The sequence below is a fragment of the Burkholderia sp. NLJ2 genome, from assembly GCF_049487195.1.
Lineage (GTDB): Bacteria > Pseudomonadota > Gammaproteobacteria > Burkholderiales > Burkholderiaceae > Burkholderia > Burkholderia pyrrocinia.
On record NZ_CP137810.1, the window covers coordinates 1,643,008 to 1,656,638 of the forward strand.

At 67.2% G+C, this 13,631-nt stretch carries 14 protein-coding genes; 9 read left to right on the forward strand and 5 right to left on the reverse strand.

The features are described 5' to 3' along the window. Positions 1-31 precede the first annotated feature (31 nt). From R9B84_RS29700 to R9B84_RS29710, 3 genes are all read left to right on the forward strand, one after another. Positions 32-757: an amino acid ABC transporter ATP-binding protein gene (locus R9B84_RS29700; RefSeq protein ID WP_423761048.1), complete on the forward strand. Its 726-nt coding sequence runs from the start codon at positions 32-34 to the stop codon at positions 755-757. A 56-nt stretch (positions 758-813) separates the two neighbouring features. Beyond that, positions 814-1,995, forward strand: coding sequence for a cystathionine beta-lyase (gene metC, locus R9B84_RS29705; RefSeq protein ID WP_423761049.1), 1,182 nt, complete (start codon positions 814-816; stop codon positions 1,993-1,995). A gap of 76 nt (positions 1,996-2,071) precedes the next feature. Further along, positions 2,072-2,416 carry a DUF3088 domain-containing protein gene (locus tag R9B84_RS29710; protein ID WP_423761050.1) on the forward strand — a complete coding sequence of 115 codons (345 nt, stop codon included), beginning with the start codon at positions 2,072-2,074 and terminating at the stop codon, positions 2,414-2,416. 47 nt (positions 2,417-2,463) lie between these two features. Here the strand turns inward: R9B84_RS29710 and R9B84_RS29715 are convergent, their stop codons facing one another. Further along, positions 2,464-3,351, reverse strand: coding sequence for a DMT family transporter (locus R9B84_RS29715; RefSeq protein WP_423761051.1), 888 nt, complete (start codon positions 3,349-3,351; stop codon positions 2,464-2,466). A 124-nt stretch (positions 3,352-3,475) separates the two neighbouring features. Between R9B84_RS29715 and R9B84_RS29720 the strand changes: the two genes are divergently transcribed. Beyond that, on the forward strand, positions 3,476-4,954 hold the full coding sequence (locus R9B84_RS29720) for a PLP-dependent aminotransferase family protein (RefSeq protein WP_423761052.1): 1,479 nt from the start codon (positions 3,476-3,478) through the stop codon (positions 4,952-4,954). Between the two features lie 15 nt (positions 4,955-4,969). Here the strand turns inward: R9B84_RS29720 and R9B84_RS29725 are convergent, their stop codons facing one another. Continuing rightward, positions 4,970-5,878 (reverse strand): LysR family transcriptional regulator, encoded by a 909-nt coding sequence (locus R9B84_RS29725; RefSeq protein ID WP_423763512.1) that lies wholly within the window; start codon positions 5,876-5,878, stop codon positions 4,970-4,972. Between the two features lie 195 nt (positions 5,879-6,073). Between R9B84_RS29725 and R9B84_RS29730 the strand changes: the two genes are divergently transcribed. Next, positions 6,074-6,940 (forward strand): NAD(P)H-binding protein, encoded by an 867-nt coding sequence (locus R9B84_RS29730; protein WP_423761053.1) that lies wholly within the window; start codon positions 6,074-6,076, stop codon positions 6,938-6,940. Positions 6,941-6,997: 57 nt separating this feature from the next. Here R9B84_RS29730 and R9B84_RS29735 read toward each other — a convergent pair whose 3' ends face one another. Together R9B84_RS29735 and R9B84_RS29740 are read right to left on the reverse strand one after the other, a co-directional pair. Beyond that, the gene (locus R9B84_RS29735; RefSeq protein ID WP_423761054.1) at positions 6,998-8,431 is read right to left on the reverse strand and encodes a nicotinate phosphoribosyltransferase; all 1,434 of its coding nucleotides are present in this window, start codon (positions 8,429-8,431) and stop codon (positions 6,998-7,000) included. A gap of 74 nt (positions 8,432-8,505) precedes the next feature. Further along, positions 8,506-9,546 (reverse strand): bifunctional nicotinamide-nucleotide adenylyltransferase/Nudix hydroxylase, encoded by a 1,041-nt coding sequence (locus tag R9B84_RS29740; protein WP_423761055.1) that lies wholly within the window; start codon positions 9,544-9,546, stop codon positions 8,506-8,508. Positions 9,547-9,727: 181 nt separating this feature from the next. Here R9B84_RS29740 and R9B84_RS29745 point away from each other — a divergent pair, with 181 nt between their 5' ends. The 4 genes from R9B84_RS29745 to R9B84_RS29760 all read left to right on the forward strand — a co-directional run bounded on the left by R9B84_RS29745 (position 9,728) and on the right by R9B84_RS29760 (position 12,236). Next, positions 9,728-10,180, forward strand: coding sequence for a type II toxin-antitoxin system RatA family toxin (locus R9B84_RS29745; protein ID WP_069748780.1), 453 nt, complete (start codon positions 9,728-9,730; stop codon positions 10,178-10,180). A 215-nt stretch (positions 10,181-10,395) separates the two neighbouring features. After that, positions 10,396-11,157, forward strand: coding sequence for an N-acetylmuramoyl-L-alanine amidase family protein (locus R9B84_RS29750; protein WP_423761056.1), 762 nt, complete (start codon positions 10,396-10,398; stop codon positions 11,155-11,157). Between the two features lie 50 nt (positions 11,158-11,207). Further along, on the forward strand, positions 11,208-11,597 hold the full coding sequence (locus tag R9B84_RS29755; protein WP_423761057.1) for a lysozyme inhibitor LprI family protein: 390 nt from the start codon (positions 11,208-11,210) through the stop codon (positions 11,595-11,597). A gap of 111 nt (positions 11,598-11,708) precedes the next feature. Next, positions 11,709-12,236 (forward strand): GNAT family N-acetyltransferase, encoded by a 528-nt coding sequence (locus tag R9B84_RS29760; protein WP_423761058.1) that lies wholly within the window; start codon positions 11,709-11,711, stop codon positions 12,234-12,236. On the opposite strand, the gene R9B84_RS29765 is transcribed toward R9B84_RS29760, so the two are convergent. Next, positions 12,237-13,583, reverse strand: a complete 1,347-nt coding sequence (locus R9B84_RS29765) for a glutamine synthetase family protein (protein WP_423761059.1) — start codon at positions 13,581-13,583, stop codon at positions 12,237-12,239. Between the last annotated feature and the right edge of the window lie 48 nt (positions 13,584-13,631).

The window sequence follows — 13,631 nt, forward strand, 5'->3', positions numbered from 1 at the left end:
TTTCATCCCGAACCTCAACGACGGACAGAACATGATTACGCTCGACAATGTATCCAAATGGTATGGCAAGCATCAGGTCCTCTCGGCATGCAGCGCGGCGGTCTCGAAAGGCGAAGTGGTCGTCGTGTGCGGGCCGTCGGGCTCCGGCAAGTCGACACTGATCAAGACGATCAACGGTCTCGAGCCGTTCCAGAAAGGCAGCATCACCGTCGACGGCACGCGGCTCGGCGATCCCGGCGCGAAACTCGCGCAATTGCGCGCCCGCGTCGGCATGGTGTTCCAGCACTTCGAGCTGTTTCCGCACCTGTCGATCACCGAGAACCTGACGCTCGCGCAGATCAAGGTGCTCGGCCGCCGCAAGGACGAGGCCGTCGAGAACGGCATGAAGCTGCTCGATCGCGTCGGCCTGAGGGCGCACGCGCACAAGTATCCGGGGCAGTTGTCCGGCGGTCAGCAGCAGCGCGTCGCGATCGCACGCGCGCTGTCGATGAACCCGGTCGCGATGCTGTTCGACGAGCCGACCTCGGCGCTCGACCCGGAGATGATCAACGAAGTGCTCGACGTGATGGTCGAGCTCGCGCGCGACGGGATGACGATGGTCTGCGTCACGCATGAAATGGGCTTCGCGCGGAAGGTCGCGCATCGCGTGATCTTCATGGACCAGGGCGCGGTGGTCGAGGACGCGGCCAGCGACAGGTTCTTCGCCGCGCCGCGCTCCGAACGCGCACGCGACTTCCTCGACAAGATCCTGCATTGACCGCGCGGCGGCCGCATTGAATTGCTTCGATTGATTGCCCCTCAAAGGACGATATCTTGAACCACCTGCATTCGACCGACACCGTTCTCGCCCACGAAGGCCGCTCGCACGGCCAGCCCGGTTCGCCCGTGAACCCGCCCGTGTACCGCCAATCGACGCTGCTCTTTCACGGCACCGACGCGCTCGACGCGGTGCGCGGCACGCCGCTCGCATACGGACGTCACGGCAGCCCGACCACGCGCGCGCTCGAGAAGGCGCTCGCGCGCCTCGAAGGCGCGCACGCCGCGCTGCTGACACCGAGCGGCCTCAGCGCGATCACGACCGCGCTGCTCGCGGTGCTGAATCCCGGCGACCATCTGCTGATGGCCGATTCCGTGTACGACCCGACCCGCTCGTTCTGCGACGAGACGCTCGCGCGCCTCGGCATCGAGACGACGTACTACGATCCCGCGATCGGCGCAGGCATCGCATCGCTGATGCGGCCGAACACGCGCGCGGTCTTTGCCGAATCGCCCGGTTCGCTGACCTTCGAAGTGCAGGACATCCCGGCCATCAGCCGCGTCGCGCACCGGCACGGCGCGGTCGTGCTGCTCGACAACACGTGGGGCACGCCGCTGAATTTCCGGTCGTTTTCGCATGGCGTCGACGTGTCGATTCATGCCGCCACGAAATACATCGCCGGACACTCCGACGTGCTGATGGGGGCGATCCTGACGACCGAGGCGCTCGCGCCGAAGGTCACGCGCTTCTACCGCCAACTCGGGATGACCGTCAGCGGCGACGACGCGTATCTCGCACTGCGCGGCCTGCGCACGCTGTCGGTCCGGCTCGAGCGGCACCAGCGCAACGCACACGTGCTGACCGAATGGCTCGCGCAACAGCCGGAAGTCGCGCAGATCCTGTATCCGGCGCGGCCCGGCGACCCTGGCCATGCGCTGTGGCAGCGCGATTTCACCGGTGCTTGTGGCCTGTTCGGCATCGTGCTGCATCCGCAGCCCGACGAGGCGGTGCGCGCGCTGCTCGACGGGATGACATGCTTCGGCATGGGGTATAGCTGGGGCGGCTTCGAAAGCCTGATCGTCCCGTCCAATCCGTCGCGCCATCGCACCGCCACGCAATGGACGGCGGCCGGCCCGCTGCTGCGGATTCACGCGGGGCTCGAGCATCCCGACGACATGATCGCCGACCTCACCGCCGGTTTCGCGAGGATGCGCGCCGCCGCACTCGCGGAAGCCTGAAATCCGGCGACGTCGCACACGCCACCCCGCATCACGTTTTCTTCAACGTTCGTCCCTCTCTCATAGCGAGACAATCATGAAAGACACGCTGTTCATTCTTCGCCCCGGTTTTTTCAAGGACTCCGAAGGTCCGTTCTACTGCGGCGATTCCGTTTCCGTCGAAGGGTTGCTGAGCTTCTACCCGCAGCTTCGCGAGGCCGTCGACGTCGAATACATCGACGCACCGCGGCCGCGCCAGCCGATCGTCGCGCTGATCGGCGCGGACAACCAGTCGGCGCCCGTGCTCGTGCTCGGCGACGGGCATGCACCGAAGGACGGCGCACTCGCGATTCGCGAGCACAACGGCCGGCGCTTCATCGATTCACCGGCCGATATCCGGCGATATCTGTCCTCGCAGTACGACGTGGCGCACGTCGCGTAAGCGGGCCGGTCCGTGCCGTCGAGCGACGGCACGGACCGGAACGCGGGTCACCCCGCGCGCTGCACGGGCGCCATTTTCGAGAAGTACTTCGCGCCCGCCACGCAGCCGACCACGACGATCGTCACGACGACCATCGACCGCGGCACCGTCTCGTGCAGCAGCCCGGCCGCCAGCAGGAAGCCGAAGAACGGCTGCAGCAGCTGCAACTGGCCGACGCCCGCGATCCCGCCGAGCGCAAGCCCGCGATACCAGAACACGAAACCGATCAGCATGCTGAACAGCGACACGTATGCGAGCCCCCACAGCGCGGCGGCATCCACGCCGTCGAACGACGCAGGCCACGTAAGCCACGTGAGCGGCAGCATCAGCGGCAGCGACAGCACGAGCGCCCACGAGATCACCTGCCAGCCGCCGAGCTGCCGCGACAGCCGCGCGCCTTCCGCGTAGCCGAGCCCGCACGCGACGATTGCAGCCAGCATCAGCGCATCGCCGACCACCGATGCCTGCCCGCCGTTACGCAGCGCAAACGCGGCCACCGCGCCGCTGCCGACGATCGAGAAGATCCAGAACGGCAGCCGCGGCCGTTCGCCGCCGCGCCACACGCCGAACAATGCGGTCGCGAGCGGCAGCAGCCCGACGAACACGATCGCGTGCGCGGACGTCACATGCTTCAGCGCAAGCGCCGTCAGCAACGGAAAGCCGACCACGACCCCGAGCGCGACGATCGCCAGCGACACGGCCTCGGCGCGCGTCGGCCGCCTCTGCTTCAGCACGACCAGCAGCAGCAGGCCGAGCGCGCCGGCGATCGTCGCGCGCGCGAACGTGAGGAACAGCGGGTCGAGCCCCTGCACCGCGACACGCGTCGCAGGCAGCGAGCCACTGAAGATGATCACGCCCAGCAAGCCGCTGAGCCATCCGTCGGTCGTCTTTTGCACGGGAAATCCTGAACGGGGAAAGTGGATGACCGATGATCCGCCGCCCGCGAAAAGCGCGTAAGCTACAGCCCAATACAATCTGGACAAACTGTATTGGACAACCGGCCGTACAGTTCAATTCACGATGAGCGATATCGCCCCGATTCCCGTTCCGCCCGCCCCGTCGCGCACGCGCGTCGAAACCGTGATGGATACCTTGCGCGCGCGGATCGCGAGCCGCGCGCTGATGCCTGGCGCGCGTGTGCCGTCGATCCGGATGATGGCTGACGCGCTCGGCGTGTCGAAATCGACGGTCGTCGATGCGTACGAGCGGCTCGCGAGCGAAGGCGTGCTCGTCGCGCGGCGCGGCTCGGGCTTCTACGTGTCGGGCCACGCGCCGCCGCTCGCGCTCGCCGATCTTGGCCCGCGCCTCGACCGCGAACTCGATCCGCTGTGGCTGTCGCGCCAGTCGCTCGAGGCGGCGCCGACGACCGTGAAGCCCGGCTGTGGATGGCTGCCGTCGTCGTGGCTGCCGGACGAGAGCCTGCGCCGCGCGCTGCGCGCCGTGTCGCGCGACGAATCGGACGCGCTGACCGACTACGCGACACCGCTCGGCCTGCCCGCGCTGCGCCAGCAGCTCGCATGGCGGCTCGCGCAGCACGGCGTCCACGCGGAACCCGCGCAGATCATGCTGACCGACGGCGGCACGCACGCGCTCGACCTCGTGTGCCGCCTGCTGCTGGAGCCGGGCGACACGGTCGTGCTCGACGATCCGTGCTACTTCAACTTCCAGGCGCTACTGCGCGCGCACCGCGCGCGGATCGTCAGCGTCCCGTACACGCCGAACGGGCCCGATCTCGCGCGCTTCGAGCAGGTGCTCGCCGAGCACCGGCCGCGCCTGTACATCACCAACGCGGCGCTGCACAACCCGACTGGCGCGACGCTCGCGCCGCCCGTCGCGCACCGGCTGCTGACGCTCGCGGCCGAGCACGGCCTGCTGATCGTCGAGGACGACATCTTCGCGGATTTCGAAAGCACGCCCGCGCCGCGCCTCGCGGCGTTCGACGGGCTGTCGCGTGTCATCTCGATCGGCAGCTTCTCGAAGACGCTGTCGGCCGCGATCCGCTGCGGCTACGTCGCCGCGCGCCCGGAATGGATCGAGGCGCTCGTCGACCTGAAGCTCGCGACTTCGTTCGGCAACGCGCAGATCGGCGCGAACGTCGTGCACCGGCTGCTTGTCGACGGCACGTACCGGCGTCACCTCGACAGCATGCGCGCGCGCCTCGCGGATGCGATGGGCGAGACGATCCGGCGCCTCTCGCGCGCCGGGCTCGGGATCTGGACGGAGCCGCGCGGCGGCCTGTTCGTGTGGGCGCAACTGCCGGACGGGCTCGACGCCGCGCGCGTCGCGCGCCACGCGCTGGACCATGACGTCGTGCTCGCGCCCGGCAATGTGTTCAGCGCGTCGCATAGCGCGACGTCGTACCTGCGGTTCAACGTGTCGCGCTGCAAGGGGCCGGCGGTGTTCGATGCGCTGGCGCGGGCGATGGAGGCGGTGCGGGCGGCGGAGCGTGGCGGCGTGCAGGCGGACGCGGGAACGCGCGCACTCGCAGGCGAACCGTAGTCGCAGGCGATCGCGCTAACTACCGATCGCCACGATCTCGGCCACGAAATCGATGAACGCCCGCACCTTTGCGGGTGGCAGGTGTCGCGACGGATAGTACGCAAATAGCGGGAACGCCTCACCGCGCCAATCCGCGAGCAGCTCGACCAGCCGCCCCTGCTCGATCAGCCCCGCTACCCCGCTCGCCTTGAAGCGCGCGACGCCCGCACCGGCCAGGCATGCGCCGAGCATCGTGCCGGCGTCGTTGACGAGCAGCCTGCCGGTCGTCTTCACGGGCACGCGCTTGCGGCCAAGCTGATAGACCCAGTCGAGCGGCTGGCCGGTCAGCGTGTTGCGCATCTGAATGCATGCATGATCGACAAGATCGGCAGGCGTCTCGGGACGCCCGTGCCGTTTCACGTATTCGGGCGCGGCGACCGTCACCGCACGCGTCTCCAGAAGTTTGCGCGCCACCAGCGACGATGACGGCGGTTCGCCGAACCGCACCGCGATGTCGAATCCCTCGGCGACCAGATCGCCGAGTTGCTCGCGTGCCGCCAATTCCAGCGACAGGTCGGGATGGCGTGCAAGAAACGCGGGGAGATGCGGCGCCAGCACCCGCCGCGAAAAATAGGCGTCGACATTCACGCGCAACCTGCCCCGCACGGTCGCGACCGAGTCGGCGGCCAGCGTGACCGCGTCGCCGATGCCGGCGAGCAGCGGGCCGATGTCCTCATACAGGCTCCGCCCTTCGTCCGTCAGCGTCACCGACCGCGTCGTGCGATCGAGCAGCCGCACGCCGACACGCGCCTCGAGCCGGCCCACGGCCCGGCTGACGCCGGACGGCGACATGCCGAGTGCGTCGGCCGCGCGCGCGAAGCTGCCGCCCTCGACGATCGCGGCCAGCACGCCCACGTTCGCCAGAATCCGCCCGTCGATGCCCATGATTTCACTCATGACAAAAAATCACCAATCAAATGACATGGATTCGATTCCATCAGGAATCGCCGTTCCCTATCATGCAACCCGATGCATCGCGACGGCAAGCCCCACCGGCGGCATGCCGAATACGACAGGCAGATCCGCCACCCGGCTGTTCCGGCGCGCGCCCCTCCAATTTTTCGATGAGGATTTCGAACCATGTACGCCATTACCGGCATCACCGGACAGGTCGGTGGCGCGCTCGCCCGAACGCTGCTCGCATCTGGCCAGCGCGTGCGGGCCGTCGCGCGCACCGCGGAGCGCGCTGCGCCCTGGGCCGCGCGCAACTGCGACGTTGCACTCGCTGACATGACCGACACCACCGCACTGACGACGGCTTTCTCGAACTCGGCCGGCGTATTCGTCCTGCTGCCGCCGTGCTTCGATCCCTCCCCCGGATTTCCCGAAACACGCGCCGTGATCGACGCAGTCGGCGCAGCGTTGCGAGCCGCGCGGCCGCGCAAGGTTGTCTGTCTGTCGACGATCGGCGCGCAGGCGACGCAGGTGAACCTGCTGACGCAATTGACGATGATCGAGCAGGCGTTCGGCGACCTGCCCATGCCCATCGCGTTCCTGCGCCCCGCGTGGTTCGTCGAAAACGCCGCATGGGACGTCGCGACGGCACGCGACGACGGCGTCATCCGCAGCTTTCTCCAGCCGCTCGACAGACCGGTGCCGATGGTCGCCACCGAAGACGTCGGCCGCGTAGCCGCCGCGCTGCTCCAGGAAGAATGGACCGGCGCACGCATTGTCGAGCTCGAAGGGCCTCGTCGTGTCAGCCCGAACGACCTTGCGGCCGCGTTCGCCCGCGTGCTCGGGCACGCCGTCCACGCCGAAGCCGTACCGCGCGACACATGGGCAGCCCTGTTCGATTCGCAACGGATGCGTTACCCCGAACCGCGCATGTGCATGCTCGACGGCTTCAATGAAGGCTGGATCGATTTCGCGTCGGCACGCGCGGATGTACTGAAAGGGGAAATCGAGGTGGACGCCGTGCTTCGCACGCTCGTCACCCGCGCCGCCTGAGCGCGAACGGGGCGGTGGCGTCGCGCACTGCCGCCCCGTTCGCGCCTGTCGCCTACCTCAACCCTCCCCCGCGTGCGCCCTCGCCCGCACTTCGGCAAACGACGCATCGACCAGCAACCGCCCCGTATCGAACACCGTCTCGAGCGCCTCGTCCCATTCGCCTTCCAGCGCACGATCGTCCCACGCAACGGGCAGCGTCGTCGTCCGGTACTCGCCGGTGCGGCGATTGCGAAGCAGCGTGAGCCGCCCCTTCTTCGAGCGCTTGCCCTGATCGGTGACCGGGTCCTTGCGAACGTCGTGCCACACGCCGCCACGCCGGATCGCCGAGCACTTCATCGCAAAGCGCTGCGTATCGCGGTTCACCTGCTGCAGCAACGCGCCGCCCATGCCGAACACGACATTGCCGGCCGCATAACCCGCGTCGTCGAGGGCGGAAAGAATCGCGTCGATCGACAGCTCGTCGACCCCATCGCCCTGGATCACGCGCACGCGGTTCAGCACGCGCCGCCCCTTGCCGTTCACGGTCGAGCCGAACGACGCGTCGAGCGCGCGCACGGTCTGCATCACGATCTTCACGGGGTCGCCCGAATCGGGTCGCACGACGAGCGTCGCGCCCGAATCGATTACGGCCTGCCGCAGTTCGCCGCCCCACAAATCGAGCGCGGCGAACAGATCGTAGGAGTCCGACACGACCGACACGATCGCGCCGGGCATCCCGAAGCGGCGGATCATGTTCCGGTACGCATCGGCCTCGCCTTCGCGCCCCCACGATGTGATCGTGCTGTGCTCGGCCGCCGGCACCGAGTACGCAGCCATCGGCTCGCGATAGAAGCGGTTCGCGGCCAGCACGCCGAGCACCGTGTCCGAACCCATGAAGCTTACGAGGTGCGCCGCGCCGCCGATCGCGGCCGACTCCGCGCTCGACACGCCGCGCGCGCCGAAGTCGTGCAGCTTGAACGGCAGTTGCGCGAGATCGTCGTCGGTCCTTTCGAGGAAGCGGCGGATCGTCTGCCGCAGGTGCCAGCTTCGCGTCGCGACCGTCACCGGATACCAGACGCGCAGCAGCATCGTCTCGAGATACGACGCGAGCCAAAACACCTGCGGGTCGTCGCATTCGACGGTCATCAGCACGTTGTGCACCGGCACGACCGAACCCTCGGGCACCGCGCGGATCTTCACCGGCAGATAACCGTCGTAGCGTTCGACGATATAACGCCACCCTGCTTCGTTGAACGGCTCGCCGTGCACCGTGAAGAAATCGCGCGCATCGTCGATCATCGCGTGCGTGACCGGCTTGCACAGATATTCCTTCAGCAGCATCTGCAGGCCGAAGAACAGCGTGCGGTCGTAGCGGCCGCCGCGCGATTCGACGTACGAGAACATCGCCGACGCGTCGGGCGGATATTGCAGGAAGTGGGAAGCCTTGTACGAATCCGTGTTGAGGATCGGATTGGCGAGAACCGCGGCAAAGCCGCCGGGATCGTTTTGCATGGCTAGAGCTCCTCTAGGCCGTTGACGTGCCGCCGCGTCTGTCGCGGCGGACCGGAATGCGGAGAATCAGCGGATCACAGCTTCCCCAGGAAGTGATACGCGATGTCGAAGTGATCCTCGAACATCACGTTGCGCATCTGCGCGAATTCGTTGAGCGGCACCCAGCGCGCCTTGTCGGCGTCGTCGCTGCCCTTCACGCGCGGCAGCTCGCCGGTCGGGAAGTTGAACAGGCACGCATGCGTGATCGTGCGGCCGCGCAGCGAGCGGGTCGGGTGATCGAACACCTGGCGATCCTTGATCGACCCGCGCAGCACGGGCTCCGGCAGCTTCAGGCCGGTTTCCTCGCGCAACTCGCGGATGCAGGCCGCGTCGAGCCGCTCGTCCTGGTTCACGAACCCGCCCGGCAGCGCCCACAGGCCGCGACCCGGTTCGCTGCGGCGGCGCACCAGCAGGATATGGCCCGAGTGCACGACCACCGCGTCGACCGTCACGAACGTGACGGGATACGGTGCGGCCGCCCACGCCTTGCGATACGCGGCGATGAATTCGGCTTCCGACTTCAGTTGCGCGAATTCCGGCTGCGTGCGGAAACGCTCGAGCCAGCCGAACACGGGTTCCGGCACGGCCCACTGCACGAAGCTGTTGGTGCGTTCGGCGAAATACTGGTCGCGAATCTCGGTGGCGGAAATGTCTTCGGTCGCATCGACGTCGACGAGCTCCCATTGCGGGAACATCCGCAGGTAATACGACGTGGCGTCCTTCTCGTGGCCGATCAGCCCGACCTTGCGCTGCGCGACGTCGCCGAGCGCGGACGCGACGGCGTCCTGCACCCAGCGCACCCAGTCGCCGTCGTTGTACGTCGAATCCTGCAACGGCGCGATCGTCACGCGGTCGCGCTCGGACGCGTCGAACAGCGAAGTCAGCATCTGGCGGCGCTCGTCGAACGAGAACGGATCCTTGATGGTGCGGGGCTTGTCGGTCGACCCGATCAGCACGCACACGCGTTCGGCCCGGCTCAGTGCCGACTTCAACACGTTCAGGTGACCACGATGCGGGGGCTGGAAACGACCAATGAAAACGAGCGCGTCGAAGCGCCGGTTCTGTTGCGTACTCATGAGGCTCCCTCAAGAGATTGAAACGCTTCGGGTCTTTCCCGAAGGGTTGGATTGAATCCTAGGGGAAATCCCGGAGTGCGTCAATCGAGCACACGCTCGACTTGACCAAGTCTGAAGAAATGCGCGGCATTGGCGGGTTACACTCGATTTCATCCCAATCCGCGCCACGGCGCCCGCCATCATGAGGATCTCTGTCAGCCGGACCGTCGGCGTCGATCGCAGACGCCTCTTCACGTGGTCGCAGGACTACGCGCGGCGGCTCGTGTGGGACAGCTTCCTCACCGACGCCTATCTGCTCGACGAAACGACTGCCGACGTCGGCGTTGACGCGTTCTGCCGCAGCCAGTCGGGCGCGACGATGGTGTCGCGCTATATCTCGTACCGTCCGCCGCAGGTCGCCGCCGTCGAAATGGTCGAAGGGCCGAAGGTGCTCGAACGCTTCAGCGGTAGCTGGAACTTCACCGAACACACGCCGGGTTCGACCGAAGTGAAGTTCACGTACAACTTCCGCGTTCAGCCGTCGTGGCTGCGCTGGCTGCTCGAACCGCTGATCGGCGCGTTCTATCTCGTGCAGACGCGCCGGCGTCTCGATTCGTTCAAGCGCTGGGCCGAAGCCGAAGCGCTGCCGCGTTGACACGCACTGGCGCGCGGCCCGCGCGGTCCGGTGTGTCAGCGTTACCTCCTTCCAGATGCGTTCGAACGCGCCACGGCCGCGTCGTCGGGCGTTGTCGCCATGCGTCATTGCGGCGCCGCCGTCGCCCGCTATAATCGCGCGACATTCCGACTGCATTGAGCAGGCCGACGGTGCCGTGCGATTCGACGCGCCGTATGCCCTCCTCGACAACAACAATGACGAACCGAACCATCCGACGCCTTCGCCCGTTCGTGCGCGCCGCCGCGCGCGTGCTCGCGTGCGCCCCGCTGCTCGGCGCACCGCTCGCGCTGCATGCGGCCGACACCGCCGGCACCAGCACCGAGCCCGCATCCGCGCGCTACATCGTCGTCGACACCGGCCATACGCCCGCGCACCCGGGCTCCACCGGCGCGAGCGGCCGCGTCGAATACCTGTACAACCTCGACCTGTCCACCGCAGTTGCGGAAAGGCTCGCCGCGCACGGCGACCGCGTGCTGCGCACGTCGGCAGACGGCCGCGAGATCGCGCTCGACCAGCGCTCGACGCAGGCGCCCGACGCGAACCTGTTCGTGTCGATCCATCACGACTCGATGCAGCAGCAGTTCATCGATGCGGGCCGGCAGCGCGAATTCCGCGGCTTCTCGGTGTTCGTGTCGGAGCGCAATCCGCACTACGCGGAAAGCCTGCGTTGCGCGAAGGCGATCGCCGAGCGGCTAGTCGCGGCCGGCGAACGGCCGTCGCTGTATCACGCGCAGCCGATTCGCGGCGAGAATCGCCCGCTGATCGACCCGCAACTCGGCATCCATCGCTTCGACGATCTCGTCGTGCTGCGCACCGCGCCGATTCCGGCCGTGCTCGTCGAGGCCGGCGTGATCGTCAATCCGGACGAAGAAGCGCGGCTCGCGCGGCGCGAGACGATCCAGCGCCTGTCCGCCGCGATTGCGGGCGGAGTCGACGCATGCACGGCGCCGAAATGACGGTATCGCCCATCGGGCCCAACGGTTTTCACCCAGTCAGGAGCATCAAAATGAAAAAGAAGACGCTGTTCGCATCCTGCGCGCTGCTCGCGCTTGCCGTTCCGTTCGCCGCGCACGCGGCCGGCTGTGCGAAGCCGCACAGCGCGTTCGATCAGGTGTACTGCAGCAGCACGCAGTTCTCCCAGACCGACCGCGAACTCAACGACGAATACGGCCGCCTGCGCAAGCAACTGAGCGGCGACCAGCAGGCGACGCTGAAGGCCGGCCAGCTCGCGTGGCTGAAACAGCGCGACGCGCAGTGCAGCGAAACCCGCAACAACGGCTACCTCGTGGATCTCCAGTGCGCGACCGATATGACGGCGTCGCGACTGTCGTTCCTGCGCGAGCGCGAGCGTGAATGCACGAGCACGGGGTGCGTGGCGGCGAAGCTCGGCGAGTAAGCGCTTCGAAGATGCCGTGCCGCGAAGCGTTTCGCGGCACGGTACGGTGTGCACTTGCGATCCGTCCGCTGCGGCACCGCGACAGTCAACAACCGATCGGGCGGACCACACATGGCACCGAATACGATGACGATCGACATCCGCGCTGCCACGTCCGCCGACGCCGCAGTGATCGCCGACATCCACGTCGCGTCGTGGCAGGCAACCTACACGAACATCATGCCGGCCCCGTTCCTCGCCGGTCTCTCGGTCGAAAAGCGCACGACCTTCTGGCGCTGTGCGCTCGACGTCGGCCGCCCGCGCGTCGCGCTCGCATTCACGGGCAACGACGCAGCAGGCTGGATCGCCTACGGTCCGACACGCGACACCGACAAGGATCGCACGTGGGGAGAAATCGAAGCGATCTATCTGCATCCGTCGCATTGCGGGCAAGGCATCGGCACGGCGCTGGTCGACCATGCATGCCGATCGCTGCACGACGCGGGCCATGCATGGGTATCGCTCTGGGTGCTCGTCGAAAACCGCCGTGCGAGAGCGTTCTATGAACGCGAGGGCTTCGTCGCCGAAAACGACATCAAGACCTTCGAGATCGACGGCACGCCAATCGAGGAAGTGTGCTATTGGCGTGCACTCCCGTAATCACAGAAACCACCGATACTCCCGCGCGCTGATTTCGTTACGAAAATCCAGCTCCTCCTGCCGCTTGTTCTCGCAATACACCATCACGAACTCGCTGCCGAGCCCTTCGCGCACGGCCGGATGATCCTGCATCGCCGCGACGGCCGACAGCATCTCCTTCGGAAAATCGATCCCGCTGCCGCGATCCTCGTTGAGCGGCGCGATCGGTTCGATCCGTGCATCGAGCCCGTGCTCCATCCCCGAGAGAATCGCCGCGAGCACCAGGTACGGATTCGCATCCGCGCTCGCGAGCCGGTGTTCGATCCGCAGGTTGCGCGCATCCGATTCGGGAATCCGGATGCACGCATCCCGATCCTCGAAACCCCAGCTTGCGCGGCTCGCCGCGTTCACCATCGACCCGTAGCGCCGGAACGCATTGTGATTCGGCGCGAACACCGGCATGCAATGCGGCAGCAGCGCGAGACACCCTGCCACCGCGTGCCGCAGCGGCCGCTGCCCGTCCGCCGCGAGCAGGTTGCGCCCCGCGTCGTCGTACAGGCTCACGTGCACGTGCATCCCGCTGCCCGGCGCATGCAGGTAAGGCTTGCCCATGAAGCTCGCGCGATAGCCGTGCTGCAACGCGACGCCGCGCGTGCTGCGGCAAAACAGCGCCGACCAGTCGGCCGCGCGCAACGCGTCGTCGGTATGGCCGAAATTGATCTCGAACTGGCCGGGCCCGAGCTCGGCCGTGATCACGGTCGCATCGACGCCCTGTTCGCACGCGGCCTCGACCATCTCGTGCAGCACGTCGGAGAAGCGCGACAGGCGCTCGATATGCATGTTCGGCTGATCGTCGCGGTCGTCGCTCAACCGGTCGCGCGGATACTGCGGCATCCCTTCCGCGAGCTGCGCGGCGAACAGGTAGAACTCGAGCTCGAACGCGACGACCGGCCGGATGCCGCGCGCCGCGAAACGCCGCAGCACACGCGCGAGCACCTCGCGCGGCTCGAACTCGATCGGCGCATCCGTGCCGTCGGAGCTGATCAGCATCTGCGCGAGCGGCTGCCGCTCCCAGCGCACGGGCTTCAGCGTGCCGGGGATCAGGCGGCGCGGCGCGTCGGGGTCGCCGTCGTTGAAACAGTAGTCGCCGATCTTGTAGAGGCCGCCCTGTGTGCCGAGCAGCACGCAGTTCTGCGGCAGCTTCAGCAGCGAGCCCGTCGCAACCTTCTCGAGCGCATCGATCGGATAGCGCTTGCCGTAGAAGTGCCCGGGCAGGTCGAGGCAGATCAGGTCGACATAACGGATCTCGGGATGCGCCTGCCGGAATGCGCGGACTTCATCGACCAGCGCGGGAACGACGTCAGCCATGTCTCATCCTTTCCATGTCTTGTATGGCGGTGCCGCAGCGCGGCGAAC

Coding starts and splice junctions, on each gene's coding strand:
- R9B84_RS29710 (WP_423761050.1), top strand. CDS start 2,072: ATGAAAGACACGCTGTTCATTCTTCGCCCCGGTTTTTTCAAGGACTCC.
- R9B84_RS29730 (WP_423761053.1), top strand. CDS start 6,074: ATGTACGCCATTACCGGCATCACCGGACAGGTCGGTGGCGCGCTCGCC.
- R9B84_RS29760 (WP_423761058.1), top strand. CDS start 11,709: ATGGCACCGAATACGATGACGATCGACATCCGCGCTGCCACGTCCGCC.
- R9B84_RS29755 (WP_423761057.1), top strand. CDS start 11,208: ATGAAAAAGAAGACGCTGTTCGCATCCTGCGCGCTGCTCGCGCTTGCC.
- R9B84_RS29765 (WP_423761059.1), bottom strand. CDS start 13,583: ATGGCTGACGTCGTTCCCGCGCTGGTCGATGAAGTCCGCGCATTCCGG.
- R9B84_RS29745 (WP_069748780.1), top strand. CDS start 9,728: ATGAGGATCTCTGTCAGCCGGACCGTCGGCGTCGATCGCAGACGCCTC.
- R9B84_RS29735 (WP_423761054.1), bottom strand. CDS start 8,431: ATGCAAAACGATCCCGGCGGCTTTGCCGCGGTTCTCGCCAATCCGATC.
- R9B84_RS29720 (WP_423761052.1), top strand. CDS start 3,476: ATGAGCGATATCGCCCCGATTCCCGTTCCGCCCGCCCCGTCGCGCACG.
- R9B84_RS29740 (WP_423761055.1), bottom strand. CDS start 9,546: ATGAGTACGCAACAGAACCGGCGCTTCGACGCGCTCGTTTTCATTGGT.
- R9B84_RS29700 (WP_423761048.1), top strand. CDS start 32: ATGATTACGCTCGACAATGTATCCAAATGGTATGGCAAGCATCAGGTC.
- R9B84_RS29725 (WP_423763512.1), bottom strand. CDS start 5,878: ATGGGCATCGACGGGCGGATTCTGGCGAACGTGGGCGTGCTGGCCGCG.
- R9B84_RS29750 (WP_423761056.1), top strand. CDS start 10,396: ATGACGAACCGAACCATCCGACGCCTTCGCCCGTTCGTGCGCGCCGCC.